Origin of the sequence: Streptomyces sp. CA-243310 (assembly GCF_050936775.1) — a bacterium.
Classification (GTDB): domain Bacteria; phylum Actinomycetota; class Actinomycetes; order Streptomycetales; family Streptomycetaceae; genus Streptomyces.
This window is the reverse complement of record NZ_JBNJMF010000001.1, coordinates 1,211,147-1,236,829: the sequence shown is the minus strand read 5'-3', so window position 1 is coordinate 1,236,829 and position 25,683 is coordinate 1,211,147. Positions and strand designations below refer to the sequence as shown.

Below are 25,683 nucleotides of genomic sequence, written 5' to 3'. Positions count from 1 at the left end.
CAGTTCGAACAAGACAATTGCTCAACTTTTTGAGGAGGCCATGGAAATGACCGAGGATCAGCAGGCCGCAGGAACATCCGACGCGTTCCGGATCGAGCACGACTCCATGGGCGAGGTACGGGTCCCCGCCCACGCGAAGTGGCGGGCCCAGACCCAGCGCGCGGTGGAGAACTTCCCGATCTCCGGGCAGCGCCTGGAGCACGCCCACATCGCCGCGCTGGCCCGGATCAAGGCCGCCGCCGCCGTGGTGAACGCCCGGCTCGGGGTCCTGGACGCGGACGTGGCCGAGGCCGTCCGGTCCGCCGCCGAGGAGGTCGCGGACGGGCGTTGGGACGAGCACTTCCCGGTGGACGTCTTCCAGACCGGCTCCGGCACCTCGTCGAACATGAACGCCAACGAGGTGATCGCCACCCTCGCCGGCGAACGCCTCGGCCGCCCGGTCCACCCGAACGACCACGTCAACGCCTCGCAAAGCTCCAACGACGTGTTCCCGTCCTCCATCCACATCGCCGCGACCGCCGCCGTCATCGGCGAGCTGATCCCTTCCCTGGAGCACCTCGCCGACGCGATGGAGCGCAAGTCCGCCGAGTTCGTCGCGGTGGTCAAGGCCGGCCGCACCCACCTGATGGACGCCACCCCGGTCACGCTCGGCCAGGAGTTCGGCGGGTACGCCGTCCAGATCCGCTACGGCGTCGACCGGTTGCGCGCCGCGCTGCCGCGACTGGCCGAACTCCCCCTGGGCGGAACGGCCGTGGGCACCGGCATCAACACGCCGCCCGGGTTCTCCGCCGCCGTGATCGCGGAGGTCGCCGAGGCGACCGGACTGCCGCTGACCGAGGCACGGGACCACTTCGAGGCCCAGGGCGCCCGGGACGCGCTGGTGGAGACGTCCGGAATGCTCCGCACGATCGCGGTCTCGCTCACCAAGATCTCCAACGATCTGCGCTGGATGGCCTCCGGACCGCGTACGGGATTGGCCGAAATCAATCTCCCGGATCTGCAACCGGGGTCCTCGATCATGCCCGGAAAGGTCAATCCGGTGATCCCGGAGGCCGTCCTCATGGTCGCCGCACAGGTGATGGGCAACGACACCGCGGTCGCCGTCGCGGGCGCCGCCGGCAACTTCGAGCTGAATGTGATGCTCCCGGTGATGGCCCGGAACCTGCTCGAATCGATCCGCCTGCTCGGCAACGCGAGCCGGCTGCTCGCCGACCGGACGGTGGACGGGATCACCGCGAACTCCGAGCGGGCCAGGGAGTACGCCGAATCCTCGCCCTCGGTGGTGACCCCCCTGAACCGCTACATCGGCTACGAGGAGGCGGCGAAGGTGGCGAAGCGGTCACTGGCGGAACGGAAGACGATCAGGGAGGTCGTGCTGGACGAGGGGTACGTCGAACGCGGCGCGCTGACCCTCGCCCAGTTGGACGAGGCGCTGGACGTCCTGCGGATGACCCGGCCCTGAAATCGCCCCCCGCCGGGGGCCGGATTCGGTCGTTTCCCGTCCCCGGGCACCTCCGTGACCTGCGTCGCGTCGCGCGTACGGACCTCAGCCCTAAGATCTGCGCATGACAGGTATCGGAGGCCGCCGGGGCGGCGTGGCGCGCGGCGGGACGCACGACGGGGCCCGGGGCTCGCACTGGGAGCCCGGCGAGCAGATCCTCTGGCGCTACCGCGACCACGCCCCGGGGCCTGCGGGTCGGGTCCACATCTGTCGACCCGTGACGGTGGTGCGGGACACCGACGAGTTGCTGGCCGTGTGGATGGCCCCGGGCACCGAGTGCGTGAAGCCGGTGCTGGCCGACGGCACCCCGGTCCACGCGGAGCCCCTCGCCACCCGGTACACCGCGCCGCGCACCACCGCCCGGTCGCACTGGTTCGGCACCGGGGTGCTGAAGTTGGCCCGCCCCGGGGACCCGTGGTCGGTGTGGTTGTTCTGGGAGCGGGGCTGGCGCTTCAAGAACTGGTACGTGAACCTGGAGGAACCGCGGACCCGCTGGGCCGGCGGGGTGGACTCCGTGGACCACTTCCTGGACATCGCCGTGGCCCCGGACCGCAGTTGGAAGTGGCTCGACGAGGACGAGTTCGCACAGGCGCGGCGCATCGGACTGCTGGCTCCCGAGCGGGCGCGCGAGGTGGAGGCGGCGGGCCTGGCGGCCGTGGAGGTCATCAAGGAATGGGGGGCGCCGTTCTCCTCCGGATGGGAGAAGTGGAGGCCGGATCCGGCCTGGAGGGTGCCGGTTCTGCCCGGGGACTGGGACCGCACCCCGGCGCATATGACCTCATGAGACCCTTGATGCGCCCCCGGGGTTCAACCGTAGGATCGTCCTCCGCCGGGTCGTCTGCGGCGTTGCCGCCAGGCTGTGCATCCGTAATTGACGTGCCGTACACGGGACTTGACCGGAGACCAACGCTGGGCGAGAGGTAACGAGCGGGACGCGGAACCGCGGGGCGGTGGTGCCCCTGCCGCTGAGCGGGTATACCGCGACTGACCGATTGAGTGCAGCGCACATCGAGCGCAAACGGACGGAATTCCACGCGTGACGGAGTACCCCACCTCCCAGGAGGGCCCGCAGCCCGTCGCCTCCGGCGGAGGTACGGACGATGCCGGCCACGGCAAGGCCGCCGTCGCGGCCACCGAGGCCGTACGCACGCATGCGCAAGGTCCGGGTTCGGAGCGCGGTGCCCCCGCGTCCGCCTCGGCCGGCGAGCTTCCCCGGCCGCGCACCGCGGCCGCCCCACCGGCGGACGTGCCGGCGGGCGGGGAACCGGGTCGGGGCGGCGCCCGGACCCGGGACGGCGAGGCCGCCCGCAACGCGGCCGCCCCGGCGCAGGACCGCGCGCCCGAACCGCCCCGCCCCCGGGTCGGGGAGGACCGGATCACGCACGGCGCCCGGCCGGGCAGCCGCCCCGACCCCACCGCACCGGCCGGCGACCTCGACGGCACACCGGCCGACGAGGTCCAGGTGGACGGTGTCGGCGGCGGCGCGGGCCGGCACGGCGGCGGCCCGATCTCCGGCGCGGAAACCGGCACGGCCCGCAGGGAGGGCGACCGGCTGCGCTTCGTCGGCGCGGCCACCCGCCGGATCGCCCGGGGCATCGACCTCGACGAGATCGTGCTGGGCCTGTGCCGGGCCACCGTGCCGACGTTCTCGGACGCGATCCTCGTCTATCTGCGCGACCCGCTGCCGGTGGGCGACGAGCGCCCCGTCGGACCGGTCGTTTTAAGGCTTCGGCGCACCGACCGGCTCCGGCCGCTCGACGATCTGACCGGGGGCGATCCCGCCGGGGCCGCGGGGGCCGCCGGCGAGCTCGACTTCAGCCAGATGACCCTGGTCGGCCCGCAGGGCGACCTGCCGGCCGCCGAGTTGTGCGAGATCCGGCCGGGCGGGGCGCTCGCCGAGGTGCTGCGCGGCGTACGGCCGGTCTTCGGATCGGCCGCAGGAGCCAAGGACGCCCTCCCGGAGCTGCTGGGGGCCGACCATCCCGTCCCGCGCGGCCAGCGGGCCATCCTGGCCCCGCTGCGGGGCCGCCGGCGCGTGATCGGCGCGGCGGTGTTCCTGCGTACCCCGGACCGGCCCGCCTTCGAGACGAACGACCTGCTGGTCGCCGCCCAGCTGGCGACCCACACCGCGCTCGGCATCGACAAGGCGGTGCTGTACGGCCGTGAGGCGTACATCGCCGACGAGCTCCAGCGCACCATGCTCCCGGACAGCCTCCCCCAGCCCACCGGGGTCCGGCTGGCCTCCCGCTACCTGCCCGCCGCCGAGACGGCCCGGGTCGGCGGCGACTGGTACGACGCCATACCGCTGCCCGGCAGCCGGGTCGCGCTGGTCGTCGGCGACGTCATGGGCCACTCCATGACCTCCGCCGCGATCATGGGCCAGCTGCGCACCACGGCGCAGACCCTGGCGCAACTCGACCTGCCGCCCGCCGAGGTCCTGCACCACCTGGACGAGCAGGCGCAGCGGCTCGGCTCCGACCGGATGGCGACCTGCCTGTACGCGGTCTACGACCCCGTCTCGCACCGGATCACCATCGCCAACGCCGGCCATCCGCCGCCCGTGCTGCTCCACCTGGGCGGTCGCGCCGAGGTGCTCCGGGTGCCGCCGGGCGCCCCGATCGGCGTGGGCGGCGTCGACTTCGAGGCCGTGGAGCTGGACGCCCCGGCCGGGGCCACCCTGCTGCTGTACACGGACGGGCTGGTCGAGTCCCGGTTGCGCGACGTGTGGACGGGCATCGAGCAGCTCCGCGAGCGGTTGGCGACGACGGCCCAGCTGACGGGCCTGGACCACCCGCCGCCGCTGGAGGCCCTGTGCGACGACGTCCTGGACATGCTCGGCCCGGGCGACCGGGACGACGACATCGCGCTGCTCGCGGCCCGCTTCGAGGGGATCGCGCCCAGTGACGTCGCGTACTGGTTCCTGGACCCGGAGGAGACCGCGCCGGGCCGGGCCCGCCGGTTCGCCCGCCGGGCGCTGACCCGGTGGGGTCTGGAGGAGCTGAGCGATTCGCTGGAGCTGCTGGTCAGCGAGGTGGTCACCAATGCCGTGCGGTACGCCGAGCGGCCGGTGACCCTGCGGCTGCTGCGTACGGACGTGCTGCGCTGCGAGGTCGGCGACGACTCCCCTCAGCTGCCGCGCCAGCGCCGGGCCCGGGACACCGACGAGGGCGGTCGGGGCCTGTTCCTGGTCAATCGGATGGCCCGTCGCTGGGGTGCGACGCGGCTGAGCAGTGGAAAGGTGGTGTGGTTCGAGCTCCCGTTGCCGGGGGCGCATGATCGGCGTTGACTGGGCAGGTGAATCCGTGCGACCCAACCGACCCCTACGGGAGGACGCTCGTGACCCAGGACGCGCAGAAGATTCCGTACACGACGAACAACGTCGGGATTCCGGTGGAGAGCGACGAGCACTCGCTCACCGTGAGTCCGGACGGCCCGATCCTGCTCCAGGACCACTATCTGATCGAGAAGATGGCCCAGTTCAATCGGGAACGGGTCCCCGAACGGGTGGTGCACGCCAAGGGCGCGGGCGCGTACGGCGTCTTCCAGGTGACCAACGACGTCAGCCAGTTCACCAAGGCCGACGTCTTCCAACCGGGCCGCAGGACCGAGATGCTGGCCCGCTTCTCGACCGTCGCGGGTGAGCAGGGCTCCCCCGACACCTGGCGGGACCCGCGCGGTTTCGCCCTGAAGTTCTACACCGAGCACGGCAACTACGACATGGTCGGGAACAACACCCCGGTGTTCTTCGTCCGTGACCCGAGCAAGTTCCAGGACTTCATCCGCTCGCAGAAACGCCGCCCGGACAACGGTCTGCGCGACCACGACATGCAGTGGGACTTCTGGACCCTGTCCCCGGAGTCGGCGCACCAGGTGGCCATCCTGATGGGTGACCGGGGCATCCCGAGGAACTACCGCACGATGGACGGCTTCAGCTCGCACACCTACCTGTGGGTGAACGCGGGCGGCGAGAAGTTCTGGGTGAAGTACCACTTCAAGACGGACCAGGGCAACGAGTTCCTGACGCAGGAGGAGGCGGACCGGCTGGCGGGCGAGGACCCCGACTACCACCGACGCGACCTCTTCGACGCCATCGCGGGCGGGGACGCGCCCACGTGGACGATGCACGTCCAGGTCATGCCCTTCGAGGACGCCCCCGGCTACCGGTTCAACCCGTTCGACCTGACCAAGGTGTGGCCGCACGGCGACTACCCGCTGATCGAGGTCGGCCGGATGACGCTGGACAAGAACCCGGACGACTACTTCATCCACATCGAGCAGGCCGCCTTCGAACCGTCGAACCTCGTTCCGGGCATCGGCCCGTCGCCCGACAAGATGCTGCTCGGCCGGCTGTTCTCGTACCCGGACACGCACCGCCACCGGATCGGGGCGAACTACACGCAGCTCCCGCCGAACCGGGCCCGGTCGCTGGTCTCCTCCTACTCCAAGGACGGCGCGATGCGCTTCGAGGCGTCGGCGGCGGCGCGCCCGTACGCCCCGAACTCCTACGGCGGCCCGGCCGCGGACACGGCCCGCTTCGGCGAGCCGGCGGGCTGGGCGACGTCCGGCGAGATGGTCCGCGAGGCGTACACGCTGCGCTCCGAGGACGACGACTGGGGCCAGCCGGGCACGATGGTCCGGGAGGTCTTCGACGACGCGGCGCGCGAGCGCCTCGTCTCGAACGTCGCCGGGCACCTGTCGGACGGGGTCAGCCCCCCGGTGCTGGAGCGGGCCCTGCAGTACTGGCGCAGCATCGACAAGGCGACCGGCGACCGGATCGCGGCGAAGGTCCGGGCCGGCGGCTGAGGCCCGCCGCCCGACCTGTACGACCTGTACGACACAGGACCGCCCCGCGGCGAGCTCGCCGCGGGGCGGTCCTGTGTCGTGGGCGCTGCCGGTCCCTACTCCTGCGGGTCGGGAGCCGGCGGGAAGAGCGGGGACCTGGTCGGGTCCGGGCTCTTGGTCGGGTTCGACTTCGTCGGATCGGGAGAGTCGGAGGGCTTCGTGGTGCTCTTCGTCGGATCCGGCTTGTGCGAGCTCGTCGACGGCTTCGGCGGGCTGGAGCTCTTGCTGGGGGTGGTGGTCGGGGAGCTGGACGACTGGCTCGGCGTGATGGACGGGGAGCTGGTGCGCGGCGGTGCCTCCACCGCTCCCATCTCGGCGTCCGGCAGGCTGAACTCGTCGGTGCTCTGACCCTTGAGCGCGGCCAGCGTGTAGGCGCGCCAGATCTCGGCCGGGAAGCTGGAGCCACCCGCGCGGCCCTTGCCGGCGGTGCCGGTCAGGGTGACCTGCTTGTGGCTGGTGGGCTCCTCGCCGAACATCGCGACGACCGTGACCAGCTCCGGGGTGTACCCGGTGAACCAGGCGGCGACGTTGGACTCGGTGGTGCCGGTCTTGCCCGCGGCGTCGTAGGCGGAGCTCTTGACCACTTCGCCGGAGCCGTCGTTGACCACGCCGGTGAGCACCTTGGTGACGGTGTCGGCGGTCTTGCGGGTGAGGACCTGGCTGCCGATCGCGCCGGTCGGCTTGAAGTCGGAGTCCTTGTGCTCGGCCGACTTCACGATGGTCGGGGTGATCTTCTTGCCGTGGTTGCCGAGGGTTGCGTAGACGCCGGCCATCTCGACGGTGTTGGCGCTCATGGTGCCGAGCGACATGGCGGGCTTGTCGGCGGGCCAGCCGTCGCGGTCGGCCATGCCGAGGGCCAGCGCCTGCTTCTTCACCTTCTCCGGCTTGGTGTCCACGATCATCTGGGCGTAGACCGAGTTGACGGAGGCGTTGGTGGCCTTCTGGACGGTGAGCATCGGGTCGCCGTAGTCGCGCTCGTCCTGGTTCTGCGGGGCGAACGGGATGTCGCTGCCGACGACCGGGCGCTTGCTGGTGCCGTCGTACAGGGCGTTCGGGGTGATCTCCTTGCCGTCCTGCGTCCGCGCGCCGGTCTCCAGGGCCGTCGCGAGCACGATCGGCTTGAAGGTCGAGCCCGGCTGGAAGTCGGTGCGCAGGGCGTTGCTCTCGTACTTCTCGGAGAGGCCCGTGCCGCCGTACATCGCCACGATCGCGCCGGTCTTGGCGTCCACCGAGGTGGCGCCGGCCTGGACGCTCTGGTCCTGGGGGCGGCCCTTGGTGTCCTTGCGGTCGAGCTTGGACTCCAGCTCGTCGGCGACCGCCTTCTCCATCGCGGCCTGCTTCTTCTTGTCGATGTTCAGCCGGATCGTCCAGCCGCCCGCCGCGATGGCCCCCTCGTCGACGCCCTGGCGGTCGAGTTCCTTCTTGGCCGCCTCGACGAAGTAGCCCTTCTGGCCGTCCATGCCCGGGGCGGGCTTGGGCTTGATGGGCTCCTGGAACTTCATGGTCTTGCGCTTGGCCGCGTCCAACTTGCCCATCTCGACCATGTTGTCGAGGACGGCGTTGAAGCGGATCATGACCAGCCGCTTGCCGTTGGGTCCGGCGGTCGCCCAGTCGTACTGGCTGGGGGCCTGGATGACGGCGGCGAGGTAGGCGCCCTGCTCCAGCGTCAGCTTGTCGGTGTCGACGCCGTAGTAGGCCTGTGCCGCGGCCTGGATGCCGTAGGCGTTGCGGCCGTAGAAGTTGGTGTTCAGGTAGCCGGCGAGGATCTCGTCCTTCTTCATGCGCTGGTCGACCTTCAGAGCGATGATCAGCTCTCGGGCCTTGCGCGTCGCCGACTGGTCCTGGGTGAGGTAGTAGTTCTTGACGTACTGCTGGGTGATCGTCGAACCGCCGGCCTTGCCCTTGCCGGTGACCGTGTTGAACAGGCCTCGGGCGACACCCATCACGTCGACGCCCTGGTCCTTGTAGAAGGACTTGTTCTCGATCGCGATGAAGGCGGTGCGCACCTGCTCGGGGATCTTGTCGATCCCGACGATCTCGCGGTTCGTCTTGCCCGTGCGGGTCATGATCGAGCCGTCGGAGTACTCGTAGGTGTTGCTCTGGAGTTCGGCCTGTTCGTTGGCCTTGTCCGGCGGTTCCACCATGAAGTAGAGGACGACGAGGCCGCCCATCATGAGCAGCATCATCCCGAAGAGGTACCCGAGGATCTTCTTCCAGGTGAAGAAGCGGCGTATGCCGGAGGGTTTGCCCGCCGGCTTTCGGCCCGACTTGCCCGCGCGCCCGTTGGAGCGCCCGCTCGGCGCTTTCCGCGCTCCGCGCTGCTGCTGCGCCCGTCGCGCTTCTGCTCGGCCCATCGCTCCCGCTCCGCTCGATTACCCCCCCGACGTCAGCTCAGAAAACTAACACCGCAGGCTGTGACAAAGGTCGACTATCCCTGATCAATACCGGTCAATTCGGACGTGACAATCAGCACCCACGCCAATGGAACCGACGCACATAAGACCGCAAGGGTTGCGGTGTACGCAAAAAGTGATATCACTTTGCTAGGCGTTCCGGTCGAACAGGCCCGGACACGGCATGACAAACGGGGGCATTACATGAGCAGCACATCGGCTTCTCCCGGCACCGGGAACACCACGGACACCACGCGTACGACGGTCGCATCGGCAAGCCCCACAAGGGAGTTCGCGGCGCGCAGCGTCGGGGGCGGAGCGGCCCTGCTGCTGGGTCTGGCCGGGGTGCTCGTCGGGGCCGGCCTCATCGCGGGCGGCGCGATCGTCACCGCGACGGCGGCCAAGGCCGTACTGATCACGCTCGGCGTGCTGCTGATCCCCGCCTCGATCATCGCCATGTGCGGGCTGAACACCGTGGCTCCGGGCGAGGCCCGGGTCGTCCAGCTCTTCGGCCGCTACCGGGGCACGATCCGGACCGACGGGCTGCGCTGGGTCAACCCGCTGACCTCCCGCAGGAAGATCTCCACCCGGGTCCGCAACCACGAGACGGCCGTCCTGAAGGTGAACGACGCGTACGGCAACCCGATCGAGCTGGCGGCGGTCGTGGTGTGGCGGGTGGAGGACACCGCGCGCGCGGTCTTCGAGGTCGAGGACTTCACGGAGTTCGTCGAGACGCAGACCGAGGCCGCGGTCCGGCACATCGCGATCGAGTACCCCTACGACTCGCACGACGAGGGCGGGCTGTCGCTGCGCGGCAACGCCGAGGAGATCACCGAGGAACTCGCGGTGGAACTGGCGACCCGGGTCGAGGCGGCGGGCGTGCACATCATCGAGTCCCGGTTCACGCATCTCGCGTACGCTCCGGAGATCGCCTCCGCGATGCTCCAGCGCCAGCAGGCGGGCGCCGTCGTGGCGGCCCGCAAGCAGATCGTCGAGGGCGCGGTGGGCATGGTGGAACTCGCCCTGACCCGCCTGGCCGAGGAGGACATCGTGGACCTGGACCCGGAACGCAAGGCCTCCATGGTCTCCAACCTGATGGTCGTCCTGTGCGGCGATCGCGCGGCCCAGCCCGTCATCAACACGGGCACCCTCTATCAGTGAGCCCCGCCCGCGGCACGCACCCCGACCCCGGCACCGGGCCCGGCGGGGAGCCCGGCCGCCGACCCGGCACCCGGCCCGCCGCGCAGCCCGGCGCATCGTCCGGCGCCGCCGCGCAGCCCGCCCCGCAGCCCGGCGGGGCGGCGGCCGGGGGCTCCGACAACAGGTCCGGCGGGGCGTCCGACGCCCCGCCGGCGCGGGGCACCGAGCGCACGGCGCGGGCCGCGCGCCAGGCCCGCAAGCAGGTCCTGCTGCGGCTGGACCCGCAGGTGTACGACGCGCTCGCGCGCTGGGCCGGCGAGGAGCTGCGCAGCGCCAACGCGCAGATCGAGTTCCTGCTCCGACGGGCCCTGGCCGACTCCGGCAGGCTGCCGGGCGGGGCGGCGCCGATCCCGCCGCGTGGTCGCCCTCGCACCTCCTCCGATTCCTGACACGGCTGGAGCCCTCCCCGCCACACCGCTCCTGAGCAGGCAGAACACTGACCCGGCGAGCTATGCACGGGAGGTATACACCGCGCGTATACCTCCCGTGTATAGTCGCCGTCATGTCCATCGGTCACACCCTTCTGGGTCTATTGGAAGCCGGCCCCCGGCACGGCTACGACCTCAAACGCGCCTTCGACGAGAAGTTCGGCCACGATCGCCCCCTCGCCTACGGGCAGGTCTACTCGACCATGTCCCGGCTCCTCAAGAACGGCCTCGTCGAGGTCGACGGGATAGAGGCGGGCGGCGGTCCCGACCGCAAGCGGTACGCCATCACCGACGCCGGGGTCACGGACGTCGAGACCTGGCTCGCACAGCCCGAGAAGCCCGAGCCCTACCTCCAGTCCACCCTGTACACCAAGGTCGTACTGGCCCTGCTCACCGGCCGCGGCGCGCAGGACCTGTTGGACGCCCAGCGCTCCGAGCACCTGCGGCTCATGCGCCTGCTGACCACCCGCAAGCGCAAGGGCGACCTCGCCGATCAACTCGTCTGCGACCACGCCCTCTTCCACCTCGAAGCGGACCTGCGGTGGCTCGAACTCACCGCCGCCCGGCTCGACCAGCTCGGTCAGGAGATACGCCGATGACCCCGGCCGGCACCCTGCTGTGCGCCACGGACCTGCGCAAGACCTACGGGTCCGCCAAGGCCCTCGACGGCGCGGAGTTCTCCATCCACCCCGGCGAGGTCGTCGCCGTCATGGGGCCCTCCGGCTCCGGCAAGTCGACGCTGCTGCACTGCCTCGCCGGCATCGTGGCGCCCGACTCCGGCACCGTCACCTACGCCGGCCGCGAGCTGTCCGCGATGAACGACTCCGAGCGCAGCGCCCTGCGCCGCGGCGAGTTCGGCTTCGTCTTCCAGTTCGGACAGCTCGTACCGGAACTCACCTGCGTGGAGAACGTCGCGCTCCCCCTGCGGCTGGCCGGCGTGAAGCGCAAGGAGGCCGAGCGGACCGCACTCGGGTGGATGGAGCGGCTCCAGGTCGACGACCTGGGGGCCAAACGGCCCGGCGAGATCTCCGGCGGCCAGGGGCAGCGCGTGGCCGTGGCCCGCGCCCTGGTCACCCGGCCCCGCGTCATCTTCGCCGACGAGCCGACCGGCGCCCTGGACTCCCTCAACGGCGAACTGGTCATGCAACTGCTCACCGAGGCCGCCCGCTCGGCCAACGCGGCCGTCGTCCTCGTCACGCACGAGACCCGGGTGGCCGCCTACTCCGACCGGGAGATCGTCGTCCGCGACGGCAGGTCCCGCGACATGGAGCGCATCGTATGAACACGCTGCGCACCTGGTACCGCGACCTGGCCATGGGCGTGCGGTTCGCCCTGGGTGGCGGCCGCGAGGGCTGGACCCGGACCCTGCTCACCGGTGTGGGCGTGGGCCTGGGCGTCGCGCTGCTGTTGATCAGCACCGCCGTCCCCGGCGCGCTCACCGCCCGCAACGAACGGGCCGACGCCCGGTCCACGACGGCCGCGCCGACGGCCGCCGCCCCCGGCCGCGACACCCTCCTGACCGCCGCCGCCCGGCAGACCTACCACGGGCAGGACATCGAAGGCAGCCTGCTGCGGGCCGAGGGCCCGGACGCGCCCGTCCCGCCGGGCCTGAAGCGGATCCCCGCCCCGGGCGAACTGGCCGTCTCCCCCGCCCTGGACAAGCTGCTGAAGTCCTCCGACGGCGCCCTCCTCAAGGAGCGCCTGGACGGCAGGATCGGCGAGGTCGTCGGCGACGCGGGCCTGACCGGGCCCGGAGAACTCCTCTTCTACCTGGGCAGCGACCAGCTCCGGACCGACGGCGAGCACGGCTACCGCGTCGAACGCGTCACCGGCTTCGCGAACGACGCGGACGCGCGCGAGCTCGACCCCGTGCTGATGCTCATGGTCGTGCTCACCTTCGTCGCCCTGCTGACACCGGTCGCCGTCCTCATCGCCGCCGCCGTCCGCTTCGGCGGCGAGCGGCGCGACCGTCGGCTCGCCGCGCTCCGCCTGGTCGGCGCCGACAGCCGCGCGGTGCGACGGATCGCCGCGGGCGAGGCCCTCGCCGGATCCGTGATCGGGCTGGGCTTCGGCGTCGGCTTCTTCCTGATCGGTCGCCGTCTGGTCGGTGATCTGACCCTCCAGCAGCGCAGTGTCTTCCCCGCCGACCTCGACCCGACGCCGTGGTTGGCCGGCCTCGTCGCCATCGCCGTGCCGGCGGCGGCCGTCGCGGTGACCCTGTTCGCCCTGCGCGGTGTGGTGATCGAACCGCTCGGTGTCGTCCGTACGGCCAAGCCGGCCAAGCGGCGCGTCTGGTGGCGCCTGCTGCTGCCGCTCGGCGGACTCGCCCTGCTCACCCCGCTGACGGGACGCGGCTCCGAGCACGGCCGGTTCAACCAGTGGCAGGTCAGCGGCGGTACGGTGCTGCTGCTCGTCGGGATCACCGCACTCCTGCCCTGGGTACTGGAACGCGTCGTCGGCGGAACGCCCGGCGGCCCGGTGTCCTGGCAACTCGCCGTGCGCCGGCTCCAGATCAGCAGCGGGACGGCCGCCCGCCTCGTCAACGGCATCGCCGTGGCGGTCGCCGGGGCCATCGCCCTGCAGATGCTCTTCTCGGGTGTCGAGGGCGAGTACCGCAACGAGACCGGCCAGGACCCGGCCCGGGCCGCCGTGTCGATCCTGCTGCCCAGCGGCGGCGAGCACCGGCTGGACGCCCTCGCCGCCCAGATCGACGGCACCGACGGCATCGCCCGCACCGTGCCGCTGGCCTCCTTCAACGCCGCGCACCAGGTCCCCGCGGACGACACCATCGCGGTGACCGTCGGCGGCTGCGAGGCGCTCAGGGAGGTCGCCGAACTCGGCGCGTGCAAGGACGGCGACGCCTTCGTGCTCGACGGCCCCGTCGCCGAGGGCACCGCCAAGGCCGGCGACCAGCTCCTCGCCGGCAACGTCATGGGCTTCAAGGGGGGCCCGTTCGAGCACAAGGAGGCCGTCAAGTGGCTCTTCCCGGCCGACGCGCGCACCGTCCTCTCCCGTGAGGACCCCAACGGGACCCGGCGTACCGGCCTGCTGGCGACTCCGTCGGCGGCGCCCCGGGACCTCGGCTTCGACCAGTCCGCGCAGATCTTCCTCCAGCTGGACGACTCGGTGCCGGACGGGTTGGAACGGGCCCGCACGGCCGCCTTCAAGGCCGACCCGTTCGCCACGGCCATGACCCTGAAGTCGACGACCACCGTGGCCGGTTACGCGTCGATCCGCACGGGACTGTTCTTCGGCGCGACCGGCGTCCTGATCCTGATCGGGGCGAGCATGCTGGTCTCCCAGCTGGAGCAGTTGCGCGAACGGAAGAAGCTGCTGTCCTCCCTCGTGGCCTTCGGCACCAAGCGCTCCACGCTGAGCCTGTCGGTGCTCTGGCAGACGGCCCTGCCCGTCGGGGTGGGCATGGCGCTGGCGATCGGGGTGGGCGTCGGGCTGGGCTCGGTACTGATCCGGATGGCCGGCCGGCCCGTCGGGATCGACTGGGGTCCGGTGCTGGCGATGGCGGGCGTGGGGGCGGGCGTGGTCGTGGTGGTGACCCTGCTCAGCCTGCCGCCGCTGCTGCGGATGATGCGCCCGGACGGACTGCGCACGGAGTGACGCGCGCCGGATGACCGGCCCGGGGCACCCGCCCCGGGCGACCCGCCCCACGGCCGTGCGCCCGCCCCCGTGACCGACCGGATCAGTCGGTCGGCCAGACCGGGAGCGGGCGTACGGCTTCGCGCAGGGCGGCGCCGATCGCCTTGAACTCCTCCTGTCGGGCGGTGCCGGTCCGCATGGCCAGCGCGATCCGCCGGGAGGGCGCCGGCTCGGCGAAGTACCCGGTGGCGAGGTACTCGTTGCGCGTGGTCTCCAGTCGCAGCGCGGTGCGCGGCAACAGCGTCACCCCCAGTCCCCCGGCGACCAGTTGTACGAGCGTGGACAGTCCGGCGGCGGTGGTGGTGACGTCCGCGCCCGCCGTGCGGCCCGCCTCCCGGCAGATGTCGAGGGCCTGGTCGCGCAGGCAGTGCCCTTCGTCGAGCAACAGCAGTTGCAGGCCGCGCAGTTCCTCGCGCGGGATGTCCCTGCGCCCGGCGAGCGGGTGCTCGCGGGGGGCGAGAAGTACGAAGTCCTCGTCGAAGAGCGGCAGTTCGCTGACGCCGGGCACCCCGAGCGGCACCGCGAGCAGCAGCAGGTCCAGCCGCCCGCCCGCCAGTCCCTCCAGCAGCGACGCCGTCTGCTCCTCGTGCACCTGGAGGTCCATCCGGGGGTAGCGCCGGTGGAAGAGCCCGAGCACGGTCGGCAGCAGGTACGGGGCCACCGTCGGGATCACCCCGAGCCGCAGGACGCCGGTGAACGGGGCCCGTACGGCCTCGGCCTCCTCCAGCAGCCCGCCCATGGCGTCGAGCACGCCCCGGGCCCGGACCGCGATCCGCTCCCCCGCCGGGGAGAGCAGCACCTTGCGGGTGGTGCGTTCCAGCAGCTGCACCCCGAGGGCCTCCTCCAGCGCGGAGACGGCTCCGGACAGGGCGGGCTGGCTCATGCCGATGGCGGCGGCCGCGTCCCGGAAGTGCAGATGCTCCGCCACGGCCACGAACGCGCGCAGCTGCGCGAGCGTCGCCTGCTTGAGTCCCCTATTACCGACAGCCACTGATAGGCACCTCCGATCACCAGCCACAAGAGTAGCTATTTCCGTAATCAATGCAGCTGTGCCAGCATGTGAGATCCGTCCAACCCCTTCGGAAAGCCCCCAAAAGGGTCACTTTCCCGTTTGCAAGGAGAGCACGTGCTCACTGTCGGTGACAAGTTCCCCAGCTACGATCTGACCGCTTGCGTCTCGCTCGAAGCCGGCAGCGAGTTCGCCCAGATCGACCACAAGTCCTACGAGGGCAAGTGGCGCGTGGTGTTCTTCTGGCCGAAGGACTTCACCTTCGTCTGCCCGACCGAGATCGCCGCCTTCGGCAAGCTGAACGAGGAGTTCGAGGACCGCGACGCGCAGGTCCTCGGCGTCTCCGGCGACTCCGAGTTCGTCCACCACGCCTGGCGCAAGGACCACGCCGACCTGCGTGACCTGCCCTTCCCGATGCTGGCCGACTCCAAGCACGAGCTCATGCAGGCCTGTGGCGTGCAGGGCGAGGACGGCTTCGCGCAGCGCGCCGTCTTCATCGTCGACCAGAACAACGAGATCCAGTTCACGATGGTGACCGCCGGTTCCGTGGGCCGTAACCCCAAGGAGGTCCTGCGGGTCCTCGACGCCCTGCAGACCGACGAGCTGTGCCCCTGCAACTGGAACAAGGGCGAGGGCACCCTGGACGCCCCGACGCTGCTGGCCGGTGAGTGACGGATGTCCCTCGACTCCCTGAAGTCCGCCATACCGGACTTCGCCAAGGACCTGAAGCTGAACCTCGGTTCGGTCATCGGCAACAGCGACCTCCCGCAGCAGCAGCTGTGGGGCACGGTCCTGTCCTGCGCCATCGCCGCCCGTTCCCCGCGCGTCCTGCGCGAGCTGGAGCCCGAGGCGAAGGCCGCCCTGTCGCCGGAGGCGTACACCGCCGCCAAGTCCGCCGCCGCGATCATGGCGATGAACAACGTCTTCTACCGCACCCGTCACCTGCTGTCGGACCCGGAGTACGGCACCCTGCGCGCCGGCCTGCGGATGAACGTCATCGGCAACCCGGGTGTGGAGAAGATCGACTTCGAGCTGTGGTCGCTCGCGGTCTCCGCGATCAACGGCTGTGGCCAGTGCCTCGACTCGCACGAGCAGGTGCTGCGCAAGGCCGGTGTCGACCGTGACACGATCCAGGAGGCCTTCAAGATCGCCTCGGTGATCCAGGCCGTCGCGGTCACCCTCGACGCCGAGGCGGCCCTCGCCGCCGAGTAGCGCCCCGCGTCCGCGCGGAACGGGCCCCCGCAGCCGTCACCGGCCGCGGGGGCCCCGTCGTTCACCCGCTCACTCGCGCAGCCGGGTCGTCAGCGCCCGCATGTCCTCGATCATCGCGGCGTGGATCGCGTCCTCGTCCACGAGGTCCCTGTCCACGTTCCACTCCACGCGGAGCGTGAAGACCACACCGCCGTCCAGCACGGCCAGTTGGGCGTCCGTGCCCGGCTGCCGCCTGAGCAGCGCCCGTTCGCCGAGGCCGGGCACCTCCTCGACGTCCGAGGAGCCCGTGCGGCGGGGGTCCAGTCCGGGACCGGCCTCGAACTCCGGCCGGGGATCGCTCTTCTTGTGCCGCTCGACCATGATCTCGACCCCGTACCAGGGCCGGCCCTCGGTGTACCCACCCGTCGCGCGGCAGTAGGACCAGTCGAGTGCGGGACTCGTCTCCTTGCCCGGCCACGTCATGTCGAAGGCCGTGCCGTTGATCGTGCCGAGCGCCTTCAGGGGCGCCTCCGAGCAGAGGTCGTCGACGTGCCGGTAGGCGATCCCCGGAGCCGGGACGGAACGATTCTGCGCGACCAAGGTCCCGCCCCAGACCGCCGAGGCCAGCACCGCGCCGCCCAGTGCCCACAGCCACCGCGCACGCGGTCCTCGTCCCGGCGCGCGCGCCGACCCGGGCTCCGCGGCGGGTTCCGCCGTCTGCGACACCCGGTCCGTGCGCCACTCGCCGTCCAGTTCCGGCTCGCCGATCATCCGTCGTCCCTCTCCCCGCCCCCGGCCGGCGCCGCGGCGCCGCCGTCAGACCCGCTGCTCGCCCGTGCCTGTCTCCCCCGGAGTGCGCGGCGACGCGTCCAGCGCGGTGGCCCCGTGCGGGGCGGGGCCCAACTCGACCATGCCGGGGTGGAGCTGCTCGCGCGAGTACGCCTTGAGGAAGCCGACCACCGTGTTGGTGACGGCGACCAGCGGTACGGCGACGACCGCTCCGCCGATGCCCGCGATCATCCCGCCGGCGGCCACCGACAGCACCACCGCGAGCGGGTGCACCCGTACCGCCCGGCCCAGGATGAAGGGCTGGAGCACGTGGCCCTCGATCTGCTGCACGGCGAGCACCACGGCCAGCACCATGAGCGCGATGAACGGCCCCTGGGTCACCAGGGCCACGACCACCGCGAGGGCGCCGGAGATGACGGCTCCGACGAGCGGGATGAAGGCGAACAGGAAGATGAACACGGCCAGCGGGACGGCCATCGTGACGTCGAGGAAGTACAGGCCGAGGCCGATGAACACGGCGTCGATGAGCGCCACGAGGACGGTGCCCCGTACGTACGCGGTCAGCGTGCGCCAGGCGCGCGGACCGGCGCCGGCCATCCCGGGACGGGCGGCGGCGGGCACCAGACCGAGCACCCAGGTCCAGATCCGCTTGCCGTCGTAGAGCAGGAAGAGCGTCGAGAACATCGCGAGCAGCATGCCCGTCAGCACCTCGACGAGCACCGTCACGCCCTGCAGCCCCGCGGAGGTGATCTCCTCGGTGTTGGTGCCGATGGTGTCGGTGAGGTTCTTCGCGATGTCGTTGATCTGCTTCTCGGTCACGTGGAACGGACTGTCCAGTGCCCAGACCTTGAGTTCGTTGATGCCGTCGCGGACCCGGTCGGAAAGGTCGTCGAGGTTCTCCATGACCTGCCAGACCACGAACCAGCCGACCAGCCCGATGACCACGAATCCGAGGATCGCCGTCACGGCCGTGGCGAGCCCCCGCGGCAGCCCGAGCCGGCGCAGCCGGACGACGAAGGGCTGGAGCAGTGCGGTGACGAGCAGGGCCGCGGCGAAGGCGAGGACGACGAGGCGGACCTCACTGATCACCTTCATCAGGACCCAGAGCATCCCGGCGAGCAGCAGCAGCCGCCAACTGGCCTCCGCGGCCACGCGCATGCCCCAGGGGATGACGGTCACCGGGTCGGGGCGCACCCGCCGGCCGGCCGTGCCGGGAAGGGGGCCGGTGCTTCCCGGGGGCGGGAGCGTCGTCGGGGCCTGGGCCACCGGTCGGTCGTCGGAGGTCTCCGCCTCGACCTCGGCCCGCCGTTCGTCGAGGCGAGCCTCCACCTGGCTGAGCTTTCTCCCGACCCGGCCGAGCCAGCCTGCCCTCTTCGACATGTCTTTCCTTTCCCCCCGCCCGTGAACACACCTCGAAGACCGTACACGCGAGGAGCCCCGCACCGTAGGACGGTGCGGGGCTCCCGGAGGTTGTGCGGTGGCGCGTGCCTAGTACCAGTCGTTGGCGTCGTGGAAGCTCAACGCCGCGCACGGGCTGCCGTAGCGCTCGTTCATGTAGCCCAGGCCCCACTTGATCTGCGTGGCGGGGTTGGTGCGCCAGTCGGCGCCGACCGAGGACATCTTCGAACCGGGCAGCGCCTGGACCAGACCGTAGGCGCCCGAGGACGAGTTGACGGCCTTGTAGTTCCAGGTGGATTCCCGGTTGACGATCTCCGAGAAGCACTGGAACTGGCCCGCCGGGACGATCTGCCGGGCGATCGACTTGATCTCGGAGATCGTGTAGGAGCCCTGGACGTCGAAGTCACCGGCGTCGCGGGCCGAGGAGCGGCTGGCGACCTCGCCGGCCTCCTCGCGCTCCTTCTTCAGCTTCGCGGCGGCCTCGGCCTCGGACTTCTTCTTGGCCTCCGCGTCCGCCGCTGCCTGGGCGTCGGACTTCTTCGCCTTGGCGGTCTCGGCGGCCTCGATGCGCGCGGCCTCCTCGGCCGAGCGCTTGGCGTCGGCGTCGGCGGCGTGGGCGATCGTGTCGGCCTGCTGCGTCAGGGAGCCGCTCTGGACCTGGGCCTGCTCGCCGACCGGGATTTCAGTGAGGAGAGTCGCACCCGACGCGGTGGTCTCGAGGTCGTTCGTGGTGGCGTCGCCGGTGGCAACGCCCACGACTGCGCCGACGGTGGTGACAGCGGTGGCCGAAGCCACTGCGAACCCTCGAACCGAGATCCGGCTCACACGGTGTCCTTCCAGCAGCGTCCGCAGTGACCGCGCGGGCGCAAAAGTGCCCCTGGACACTGGCCTCCATGAATCCGCGGTCACTGGAGGCTCGGGCCCGTGGGCAACTCCCCTGCGGGAGCTGCCGCGTGAAACTCGGGCGACATACGGCAGACGACTGTGGAGTTGTGGTGCTGCGCGTATCTCACGAGAGATACAGGTGTGCCGTATGTGGGGCCTGACGGAAATCAGACTCTGCCGGACCTCGACGCCACAGGGCAATTCCACGTTGCGTGGGAAAGGTCACACCTGCGAGGAGGCCGCTGTTTTCGCCAAAGGCCTGTGCAGCACAGCGCCGCCCGGCTAGGCTTCTGGGCCTTTGCCGGGCGGCGCCAACTCTACTTCCCGCTATGGGGGTTCTGTCCCCTTTGCGGTTACAGGGTCTCCAGCATCTCCGTGACGAGCGCGGCGATCGGCGAACGCTCGGAACGAGTCAACGTGATGTGCGCGAAGAGCGGGTGGCCCTTCAACTTCTCAACGACGGCGACCACTCCGTCGTACCGGCCCACCCTCAGGTTGTCCCGCTGGGCCACGTCGTGGGTCAGCACGACCCGCGAGTTGGCACCGATCCGGGACAGCACCGTCAGCAGCACGTTCCGTTCCAGCGACTGGGCCTCGTCCACGATCACGAAGGCGTCGTGGAGGGAACGACCGCGGATGTGGGTGAGCGGCAGGACTTCGAGCATCCCGCGGTTCAGCACCTCCTCGATGACCTCGCGTCCGGCGACCGCCGAGAGCGTGTCGAACACCGCCTGCGCCCACGGGCTCATCTTCTCGGAGGCGTCCCCGGGCAGGTAGCCGAGGTCCTGGCCGCCCACCGCGTACAGCGGCCGGAAGACCATCACCTTCTGATGCTGCCTCCGCTCCAGCACCGCCTCCAGGCCCGCGCACAGCGCGAGCGCCGACTTTCCGGTGCCGGCCCGGCCGCCCATCGACAGGATGCCGATCTCCGGGTCGAGCAGGAGGTCGAGGGCGATGCGCTGTTCGGCGCTGCGGCCGTGCAGCCCGAAGGCCTCGCGGTCGCCGCGCACGAGCTTCACGTTGCCGTCGGCCGTGACCCGGCCCAGCGCCTTGCCCCGCTCGGACTGGAGGACCAGTCCGGTGTGGACGGGCAGCTCGGCGGCCTCGGGCACGTGGAGCCGCTCCTCCGAGAAGAGCAGGTCCACCTGTTCGCCGGAGAGGGCCAGCTCGCTCATGCCGGTCCATCCGGCGTCGGTGATGGCGAGCTCCGCCCGGTACTCCTCCGCGAGCAGCCCCACGGAGGAGGCCTTGATGCGCAGCGGGAGGTCCTTCGAGACCACCGTGACGTCGTAGCCCTCGGCCTGGAGATTGCGTGCGACGGCGAGGATCCGCGAGTCGTTGTCCCCCAGCCTGAAGCCGGCGGGCAGGACGCCCGGGTCGGAGTGGTTGAGCTCGACACGCAGGGTGCCGCCCAGATCGCCCAGCGGGATGGGGGCGTCGAGACGTCCGTACCGGACCCGGAAGTCGTCGAGCAGGCGGAGGGCCTGGCGCGCGAAGTAGCCGAGTTCGGGATGGTGCCTCTTTGCCTCCAGCTCGGTGATCACCACGATCGGGAGCACGACCTCGTGCTCGTCGAAGCGGGAGATCGCGTTGGGGTCTGCCAGCAGGACGCTGGTGTCGAGGACGTAGGTCCGCCTGTCGGGCAGGCGGCGCTTTGTGCTGGTCACCACGGAAGGACGTACCCCCTCGGAAGAGGTCGGGCCATGAAGACCGGACCGGTCATCGGCACCCATGCGCGGGCCGAATACCGGCCCTCCACTCCGTCCGTGCGAACCGCACGTGCGTCCTGGTGCAAAGGGCCTCCCGGGCGGACGACCCCATGCCGTCCGCTGAGACTCGACACCCGTGGATCGGACGTCGACCTGCCAGGGTTATGCCCTCGAACGGGCAAGGCCATGCCATGGCATATGACGGACGCTCGGTGAACCCCTGGTGAAGGCTTGAGAGAGGGGTGACGGGGCCTGCGGGGACGTGCCGAACCGGAGGGGGCGGCGGTCACGGCGAACTCCCGTCGAGGAGCCCGCCGTCCGGGGATCAGCTGCCGTACCGCCGGTGGCGCGCGGCGTAGTCGCGCAGCGCCCGGAGGAAGTCGACCTTGCGGAAGGCCGGCCAGAAAACCTCGCAGAAGTAGTACTCCGAATGCGCGCTCTGCCAGAGCATGAACCCGGACAGCCGCTGCTCGCCGCTGGTGCGGATGACCAGGTCCGGGTCGGGCTGGCCCCGGGTGTAGAGGTGCTCCGCGATGTGGTCGATGTCGAGGACTTCGGCGAGCTCCTCGAAGGAGGTGCCCTTCTCGGCGTGCTCCAGCAGCAGCGAGCGGACCGCGTCGGCGATCTCCTGGCGGCCGCCGTAGCCGACCGCGACGTTGACCAGTATTCCGTCGACCTCGTGGGTGGCCTGCTCGGCCTCCTTCAGCACGGACTGGGTCCGCTCGGGCAGGATGTCGAGGTTGCCGACGTGGTGGACGCGCCAGCGGCCGTCCGCCGCGAGGCCCCGCACGGTGTTCTCGATGATGTTGAGCAACGGACGCAGCTCGACCTCGGGACGGTCCAGATTGTCCGTGGAGAGCATCCACAGGGTGACGACCTCGACGTCCGTCTCGGTGCACCAGCCCAGCATCTCGGAGATCTTGTCGGCTCCGGCCTGGTGGCCCTGCTCCGTGGTCCCTCCGGACGCCTTCGCCCAGCGCCGGTTCCCGTCCAGGATGACGCCGATGTGCTTGGGTGCCTCGTCATGGTCGAGGCGGCCTTCCACCCGGCGTGCGTAGAGCCTGTACACCAGGTCGCGCAGCTTCACGATCTTCCAGCCCCTCCGTGCAATGCCCCCGTGCGAATTGCGGTCCCCCGAGTCCGCCACATTACTGGGATGTGGGAAGGGGTACCCAACTCGGTCGATCACAAGTCCGTGATAGGGAGGACAACGTGACTGATACCAATCCCTATCGGGCAGAGCCCTCGCGCTACGACTCCATGGAGTACCGGCGCACCGGCCACAGCGGCCTCAAGCTCCCCGCCATCTCCCTCGGCCTCTGGCACAACTTCGGCGACGACACGTCCCTGGCGCCCCAGCGGGCGATCCTGCGCCGCGCCTTCGACCTCGGTGTCACCCACTTCGACCTGGCCAACAACTACGGACCGCCGCCCGGGTCCGCCGAGCTGAACTTCGGCAAGATCTTCGCGCAGGACTTCGCGTCCCACCGCGAGGAGCTGGTGCTCTCCACCAAGGCCGGCTACCTGATGCACGCCGGCCCGTACGGCGAGTGGGGCAGCCGCAAGTACCTGCTCGGCTCGCTGGACGCCTCGCTGAAGCGGATGGGCGTCGATTACGTCGACATCTTCTACTCGCACCGCTTCGACCCGGAGACCCCGCTGGAGGAGACCATGGGCGCCCTGGCGTCCGCGGTGCAGCAGGGCAAGGCCCTCTACGTGGGCGTGTCCTCGTACACGGCCGAGCAGACGGCCGAGGCCGCGCGGATCCTGCGCGACATGGGCGTGCGCCCGCTCATCCACCAGCCCTCGTACTCCATGATCAACCGCTGGACGGAGGAGGACGGGCTGCTGGACACCCTGGAGGAGGCCGGCATGGGCTGCATCTCCTTCGCGCCGCTCGCCCAGGGCCTCCTGACGGGCAAGTACCTGAAGGGCATCCCGGAGGGCTCGCGGGCCAGTCAGGGCAAGTCCCTCAACCCGGACCTGCTCTCGGACGACGTCCTGCGCCGGCTCAAGGGCCTGAACGAGATCGCGGGGCGGCGCGGGCAGTCGTTGGCGCAGTTGGCGCTCAACTGGGTGCTGCGGGACGAGCGCATGACGTCGGCTCTGATCGGCGCGTCGAGCGTGAAGCAGTTGGAGGAGAACGTGGCCGCGCAGGCCGGTGCCCCGCTCACGGAGGAGGAGTTGAAGGAGATCGACTCCCTCGCCGTCTCCACCCCCGGCACCAACATCTGGGCCCAGCGCGGCTGACCTGCGCTGATGTCGCGCCGTCGGAAACCGGCGCGGGAAAACAAAAAACGGGCCGGTCCGTGGGGGGGATACGGACCGGCCCGAGGGGGGGTTCCACCATAACCCTTCGTAAAGCGTGATGCGTGCATTGACGCGAAACGATTACGCTCCGAATCCGCCCAGCAGCACTCCGGTGAGCGCGCCGGCGGCCATGAAGGGGCCGAACGGGAAGGCCGTCCGGCGCCCCGCACGGCCGCGCAGCAGCAGGCCCAGGCCGTATACGGCCCCGTAGAGGAAGCCCAGGAACGCTCCCGCCACCCATACCCCCCGCCCGTACCACCCAAGAGCGACCCCGAGGGACAGCGCCAGCTTGACGTCCCCGAAGCCCATGCCCGCCGGGTGGACCAGGAACAGCACCAGGTACGAGCCCGCGAGCGCGGCCCCGCCGAGCAGCGCCGACCGCCACGACCCGGCGGCGCCCGGCAGGAGACCGGCGCACCCGAGCAATACGACCGCGGCCGCGGCGAGCGGCAGGGTCAGCGGGTCCGGCAGCCGGTGCACGGCGACGTCGACCAGGCCGAGGAGGACGAACGCGGGCGCGAGCCCCACGAACGCCACCGCCTCCGGCCGCGCCCCGACGGCCCACGCGAGCAGGGCGCAGACCCCGGCCACCAGGCACACGACCCCCGCGGGGCGGACCCCGTAGCGGTGGGGCGGCGCGCCGGAGCGCCCGCCGGCGGCCGGGGCACCGGGGACCGGCCCCGACGGCGGTGCGCCCGCCCCGGCGCCGGGGCGCCCGGGCGCGGGCTCCGCCGGGGACACGGCGGGCGCTCCGGGGAGGCGGCAGCGGGCGCGGCCCACCCAGCCCGGCAGGGGATGCCCTTCGGGGCACGCGTCCCGCCAGGGCTCCTCCGGCTCCACGGACAGCCGGTACGCCGCGCGCGGCAGCAGCAGGCCCGCGCCCGCTCCGTACGCGGCGGCGAGGATGATCACGACCAGACCCATCCGACGACCGTAGGCCCGGTCCCTCGCGGGGGCATGGGTCCGGGGGCCCATTGCCCCTACCCTGGCCACCCGGACGGGCGGTCCGCCGGGCCGGACTGGTCGGACGGGTCGGACGGGAAGGGGCGGGGGCACATGGGGCGTTGGCGTGACGGCGGAGCCGTCCTGCGCGTGGGCGGGGCGAACGGGGCGCCGGTGCCGCTGGAGATCGCCGCCTCCTACCGGGCCCGCACCCGCGGCCTGCTCGGGCGCGACGGGATCGCGGGGGCGCTGTTGTTGACGCCGGCGGGCAGCGTGCACACGTTCCGGATGCGGTTCGCGATCGACGTGGCGTACCTCGACCGGAACCTCGACGTGATCGCCCTGACCACGATGGTCCCCGGCCGGCTGGGTCTGCCCCGCCCGCGCTCCCGGCACGTCCTGGAGGCCGAGGCGGGAGCGATGGCCGGTTGGGGCCTGCGGGTCGGGACCCGTGTCGAGGTCGAACCGCGACCGGACGGAGCCGGGATCTGAGGTCCGTCTCACCTCGCGCTAGGCGGTGAACCGCCTCGGGGGTAGGTTGGGGCGGTTGAGCTGGGGTGTCAGGGGAGCGGCATGACGGAGAACGCGCGGATCAAGGCGCTGGAGCAGATCATGCCGGCGACGCACGGCGCCGACGAGGACATCGACTGGCGGACCGCCGAGGCGGTCTGGGGGACGAGGTTCCCGGCCGATTTCATCGCGTTCATGGGGCGCTTCGGCTCCGGGTCCATCAACGGCGAGGCCGGCATCCTGTTGCCCCTGCCCAAGCCCGGACTCCAGTGGGATCCGGCCGAGATGGCCGAGGAGACCGCCAACGCCCGCCAGGTCTGGAAGACCGAGGGCGGCCGGGCCGCCTTCGACGCGGACCCGGAGTCCATCCTCGCGTGGGGGGTCACGGGCGGCTCGGACATCCTGTGCTGGTTGACGACCGACCCCGACCCCGACCGCTGGCCGGTCCTGGTGGTCGGACGGCACACCGCCGAGTCCTTCGCGGTGTATCCGTACGGCATGGCCGAGTTCCTGCTCCGGCTCTGCTCGGACGAGTTCGACGTGAGCCCCGTCAGCATCACGTTCTGGGACGGCGGCCACCTGAGCTTCGTCCACTGGCGCAAGGCCCAGCGTCGTTGGCAGGAGGGCCGCAACCCGGAGACGGGCGAGCCGGACCCCTACGCGGGCGATTTCGCCGACTGACCGTCCCGAGGACCGACCACCGGCCGGCCTGATCGCCCGCCGCCCCTCCAGCCCGTTTCCCGACCGGAAACGGGCTTTTCGGCATGTCTACGCGCGTGGGAATCGTGGATCACATATCGGAAAACACCATGGGGAAAAGCCATTGTTGGAGCATTCACCACAACCGCCACCCCAATGGAATCAACCGCCCCACCCTCGGGAGAGAATTCCGGCCAACGGGCCACGGAGGGACACCCCGGCC

21 protein-coding genes and 1 pseudogene are annotated in these 25,683 nt (G+C 71.1%); 14 read left to right on the top strand and 8 right to left on the bottom strand.

What is annotated here, in order from left to right:
- The first annotated feature begins 46 nt into the window (after positions 1 to 46).
- From ACQEVM_RS05915 to ACQEVM_RS05900, 4 genes are all read left to right on the top strand, one after another.
- Positions 47 to 1,462: a class II fumarate hydratase gene (locus ACQEVM_RS05915; RefSeq protein WP_433075774.1), complete on the top strand. Its 1,416-nt coding sequence runs from the start codon at positions 47 to 49 to the stop codon at positions 1,460 to 1,462.
- 103 nt (positions 1,463 to 1,565) lie between these two features.
- Positions 1,566 to 2,285: a cytidylyl-2-hydroxypropylphosphonate hydrolase gene (fomD, locus tag ACQEVM_RS05910; RefSeq protein ID WP_433075772.1), complete on the top strand. Its 720-nt coding sequence runs from the start codon at positions 1,566 to 1,568 to the stop codon at positions 2,283 to 2,285.
- A gap of 252 nt (positions 2,286 to 2,537) precedes the next feature.
- On the top strand, positions 2,538 to 4,787 hold the full coding sequence (locus ACQEVM_RS05905; protein WP_433075770.1) for a SpoIIE family protein phosphatase: 2,250 nt from the start codon (positions 2,538 to 2,540) through the stop codon (positions 4,785 to 4,787).
- 50 nt (positions 4,788 to 4,837) lie between these two features.
- Positions 4,838 to 6,304, top strand: a complete 1,467-nt coding sequence (locus ACQEVM_RS05900; RefSeq protein ID WP_433075768.1) for a catalase — start codon at positions 4,838 to 4,840, stop codon at positions 6,302 to 6,304.
- Between the two features lie 95 nt (positions 6,305 to 6,399).
- Here the strand turns inward: ACQEVM_RS05900 and ACQEVM_RS05895 are convergent, their stop codons facing one another.
- Positions 6,400 to 8,697: a transglycosylase domain-containing protein gene (locus tag ACQEVM_RS05895; protein WP_433075766.1), complete on the bottom strand. Its 2,298-nt coding sequence runs from the start codon at positions 8,695 to 8,697 to the stop codon at positions 6,400 to 6,402.
- A gap of 243 nt (positions 8,698 to 8,940) precedes the next feature.
- On the opposite strand from ACQEVM_RS05895, the gene ACQEVM_RS05890 reads away from it, so the two are divergent.
- The 5 genes and pseudogenes from ACQEVM_RS05890 (at position 8,941) to ACQEVM_RS05870 (ending at position 13,979) form a co-directional block, all read left to right on the top strand.
- Complete coding sequence (locus tag ACQEVM_RS05890; RefSeq protein ID WP_433075764.1) at positions 8,941 to 9,897, top strand: SPFH domain-containing protein; 957 nt, start codon at positions 8,941 to 8,943, stop codon at positions 9,895 to 9,897.
- 224 nt (positions 9,898 to 10,121) lie between these two features.
- Positions 10,122 to 10,325, top strand: a pseudogene (locus tag ACQEVM_RS05885) (AT hook motif protein); the annotation flags it as partial.
- 113 nt (positions 10,326 to 10,438) lie between these two features.
- On the top strand, positions 10,439 to 10,963 hold the full coding sequence (locus ACQEVM_RS05880) for a PadR family transcriptional regulator (protein ID WP_433075762.1): 525 nt from the start codon (positions 10,439 to 10,441) through the stop codon (positions 10,961 to 10,963).
- Positions 10,960 to 11,646: an ABC transporter ATP-binding protein gene (locus ACQEVM_RS05875; protein WP_267799606.1), complete on the top strand. Its 687-nt coding sequence runs from the start codon at positions 10,960 to 10,962 to the stop codon at positions 11,644 to 11,646. Before ACQEVM_RS05880 ends, ACQEVM_RS05875 begins: the two co-directional genes overlap by 4 nt.
- Complete coding sequence (locus ACQEVM_RS05870) at positions 11,643 to 13,979, top strand: ABC transporter permease (protein ID WP_433075759.1); 2,337 nt, start codon at positions 11,643 to 11,645, stop codon at positions 13,977 to 13,979. The genes ACQEVM_RS05875 and ACQEVM_RS05870 overlap by 4 nt, the downstream gene beginning before the upstream one ends.
- Positions 13,980 to 14,061: 82 nt before the next feature.
- On the opposite strand, the gene ACQEVM_RS05865 is transcribed toward ACQEVM_RS05870, so the two are convergent.
- On the bottom strand, positions 14,062 to 15,009 hold the full coding sequence (locus tag ACQEVM_RS05865) for a hydrogen peroxide-inducible genes activator (protein WP_433075757.1): 948 nt from the start codon (positions 15,007 to 15,009) through the stop codon (positions 14,062 to 14,064).
- Positions 15,010 to 15,144: 135 nt separating this feature from the next.
- Here ACQEVM_RS05865 and ACQEVM_RS05860 point away from each other — a divergent pair, with 135 nt between their 5' ends.
- Positions 15,145 to 15,699, top strand: a complete 555-nt coding sequence (locus ACQEVM_RS05860) for a peroxiredoxin (RefSeq protein WP_433075755.1) — start codon at positions 15,145 to 15,147, stop codon at positions 15,697 to 15,699.
- Between the two features lie 3 nt (positions 15,700 to 15,702).
- Positions 15,703 to 16,239, top strand: a complete 537-nt coding sequence (locus tag ACQEVM_RS05855; RefSeq protein WP_433075753.1) for an alkyl hydroperoxide reductase — start codon at positions 15,703 to 15,705, stop codon at positions 16,237 to 16,239.
- Between the two features lie 69 nt (positions 16,240 to 16,308).
- Here ACQEVM_RS05855 and ACQEVM_RS05850 read toward each other — a convergent pair whose 3' ends face one another.
- The 5 genes from ACQEVM_RS05850 to ACQEVM_RS05830 form a co-directional block, all read right to left on the bottom strand.
- Positions 16,309 to 16,989 carry a hypothetical protein gene (locus ACQEVM_RS05850; protein ID WP_433075751.1) on the bottom strand — a complete coding sequence of 227 codons (681 nt, stop codon included), beginning with the start codon at positions 16,987 to 16,989 and terminating at the stop codon, positions 16,309 to 16,311.
- 45 nt (positions 16,990 to 17,034) lie between these two features.
- On the bottom strand, positions 17,035 to 18,387 hold the full coding sequence (locus tag ACQEVM_RS05845) for an AI-2E family transporter (protein ID WP_433075749.1): 1,353 nt from the start codon (positions 18,385 to 18,387) through the stop codon (positions 17,035 to 17,037).
- Between the two features lie 108 nt (positions 18,388 to 18,495).
- Positions 18,496 to 19,248 carry a transglycosylase SLT domain-containing protein gene (locus ACQEVM_RS05840; RefSeq protein ID WP_420713611.1) on the bottom strand — a complete coding sequence of 251 codons (753 nt, stop codon included), beginning with the start codon at positions 19,246 to 19,248 and terminating at the stop codon, positions 18,496 to 18,498.
- A 395-nt stretch (positions 19,249 to 19,643) separates the two neighbouring features.
- On the bottom strand, positions 19,644 to 20,960 hold the full coding sequence (locus ACQEVM_RS05835) for a PhoH family protein (protein WP_351384104.1): 1,317 nt from the start codon (positions 20,958 to 20,960) through the stop codon (positions 19,644 to 19,646).
- Positions 20,961 to 21,324: 364 nt separating this feature from the next.
- Positions 21,325 to 22,086: an isoprenyl transferase gene (locus ACQEVM_RS05830; RefSeq protein ID WP_433075746.1), complete on the bottom strand. Its 762-nt coding sequence runs from the start codon at positions 22,084 to 22,086 to the stop codon at positions 21,325 to 21,327.
- A gap of 125 nt (positions 22,087 to 22,211) precedes the next feature.
- Between ACQEVM_RS05830 and mgrA the strand changes: the two genes are divergently transcribed.
- Positions 22,212 to 23,249: an L-glyceraldehyde 3-phosphate reductase gene (mgrA, locus tag ACQEVM_RS05825; RefSeq protein ID WP_433075744.1), complete on the top strand. Its 1,038-nt coding sequence runs from the start codon at positions 22,212 to 22,214 to the stop codon at positions 23,247 to 23,249.
- Positions 23,250 to 23,390: 141 nt separating this feature from the next.
- On the opposite strand, the gene ACQEVM_RS05820 is transcribed toward mgrA, so the two are convergent.
- Positions 23,391 to 24,233, bottom strand: a complete 843-nt coding sequence (locus ACQEVM_RS05820) for a prepilin peptidase (RefSeq protein ID WP_433075742.1) — start codon at positions 24,231 to 24,233, stop codon at positions 23,391 to 23,393.
- 132 nt (positions 24,234 to 24,365) lie between these two features.
- On the opposite strand from ACQEVM_RS05820, the gene ACQEVM_RS05815 reads away from it, so the two are divergent.
- Both ACQEVM_RS05815 and ACQEVM_RS05810 read left to right on the top strand, forming a co-directional pair.
- Positions 24,366 to 24,743, top strand: coding sequence for a DUF192 domain-containing protein (locus tag ACQEVM_RS05815; protein WP_433075740.1), 378 nt, complete (start codon positions 24,366 to 24,368; stop codon positions 24,741 to 24,743).
- An 81-nt stretch (positions 24,744 to 24,824) separates the two neighbouring features.
- Entirely contained in the window at positions 24,825 to 25,442 is a 618-nt protein-coding gene (locus tag ACQEVM_RS05810) for an SMI1/KNR4 family protein (protein ID WP_433075738.1), read from the top strand.
- Positions 25,443 to 25,683 lie beyond the last annotated feature (241 nt).

What these genes read in the sequence shown, in the direction of transcription:
- ACQEVM_RS05870 (WP_433075759.1), top strand. Translation starts at nt 11,643, where the DNA reads ATGAACACGCTGCGCACCTGGTACCGCGACCTGGCCATGGGCGTGCGG.
- ACQEVM_RS05820 (WP_433075742.1), bottom strand. Translation starts at nt 24,233, where the DNA reads ATGGGTCTGGTCGTGATCATCCTCGCCGCCGCGTACGGAGCGGGCGCG.
- fomD (WP_433075772.1), top strand. Translation starts at nt 1,566, where the DNA reads ATGACAGGTATCGGAGGCCGCCGGGGCGGCGTGGCGCGCGGCGGGACG.
- ACQEVM_RS05875 (WP_267799606.1), top strand. Translation starts at nt 10,960, where the DNA reads ATGACCCCGGCCGGCACCCTGCTGTGCGCCACGGACCTGCGCAAGACC.
- ACQEVM_RS05850 (WP_433075751.1), bottom strand. Translation starts at nt 16,989, where the DNA reads ATGATCGGCGAGCCGGAACTGGACGGCGAGTGGCGCACGGACCGGGTG.
- ACQEVM_RS05895 (WP_433075766.1), bottom strand. Translation starts at nt 8,697, where the DNA reads ATGGGCCGAGCAGAAGCGCGACGGGCGCAGCAGCAGCGCGGAGCGCGG.
- ACQEVM_RS05890 (WP_433075764.1), top strand. Translation starts at nt 8,941, where the DNA reads ATGAGCAGCACATCGGCTTCTCCCGGCACCGGGAACACCACGGACACC.
- ACQEVM_RS05855 (WP_433075753.1), top strand. Translation starts at nt 15,703, where the DNA reads ATGTCCCTCGACTCCCTGAAGTCCGCCATACCGGACTTCGCCAAGGAC.
- ACQEVM_RS05845 (WP_433075749.1), bottom strand. Translation starts at nt 18,387, where the DNA reads ATGTCGAAGAGGGCAGGCTGGCTCGGCCGGGTCGGGAGAAAGCTCAGC.
- ACQEVM_RS05815 (WP_433075740.1), top strand. Translation starts at nt 24,366, where the DNA reads ATGGGGCGTTGGCGTGACGGCGGAGCCGTCCTGCGCGTGGGCGGGGCG.
- ACQEVM_RS05915 (WP_433075774.1), top strand. Translation starts at nt 47, where the DNA reads ATGACCGAGGATCAGCAGGCCGCAGGAACATCCGACGCGTTCCGGATC.
- ACQEVM_RS05880 (WP_433075762.1), top strand. Translation starts at nt 10,439, where the DNA reads ATGTCCATCGGTCACACCCTTCTGGGTCTATTGGAAGCCGGCCCCCGG.
- ACQEVM_RS05810 (WP_433075738.1), top strand. Translation starts at nt 24,825, where the DNA reads ATGACGGAGAACGCGCGGATCAAGGCGCTGGAGCAGATCATGCCGGCG.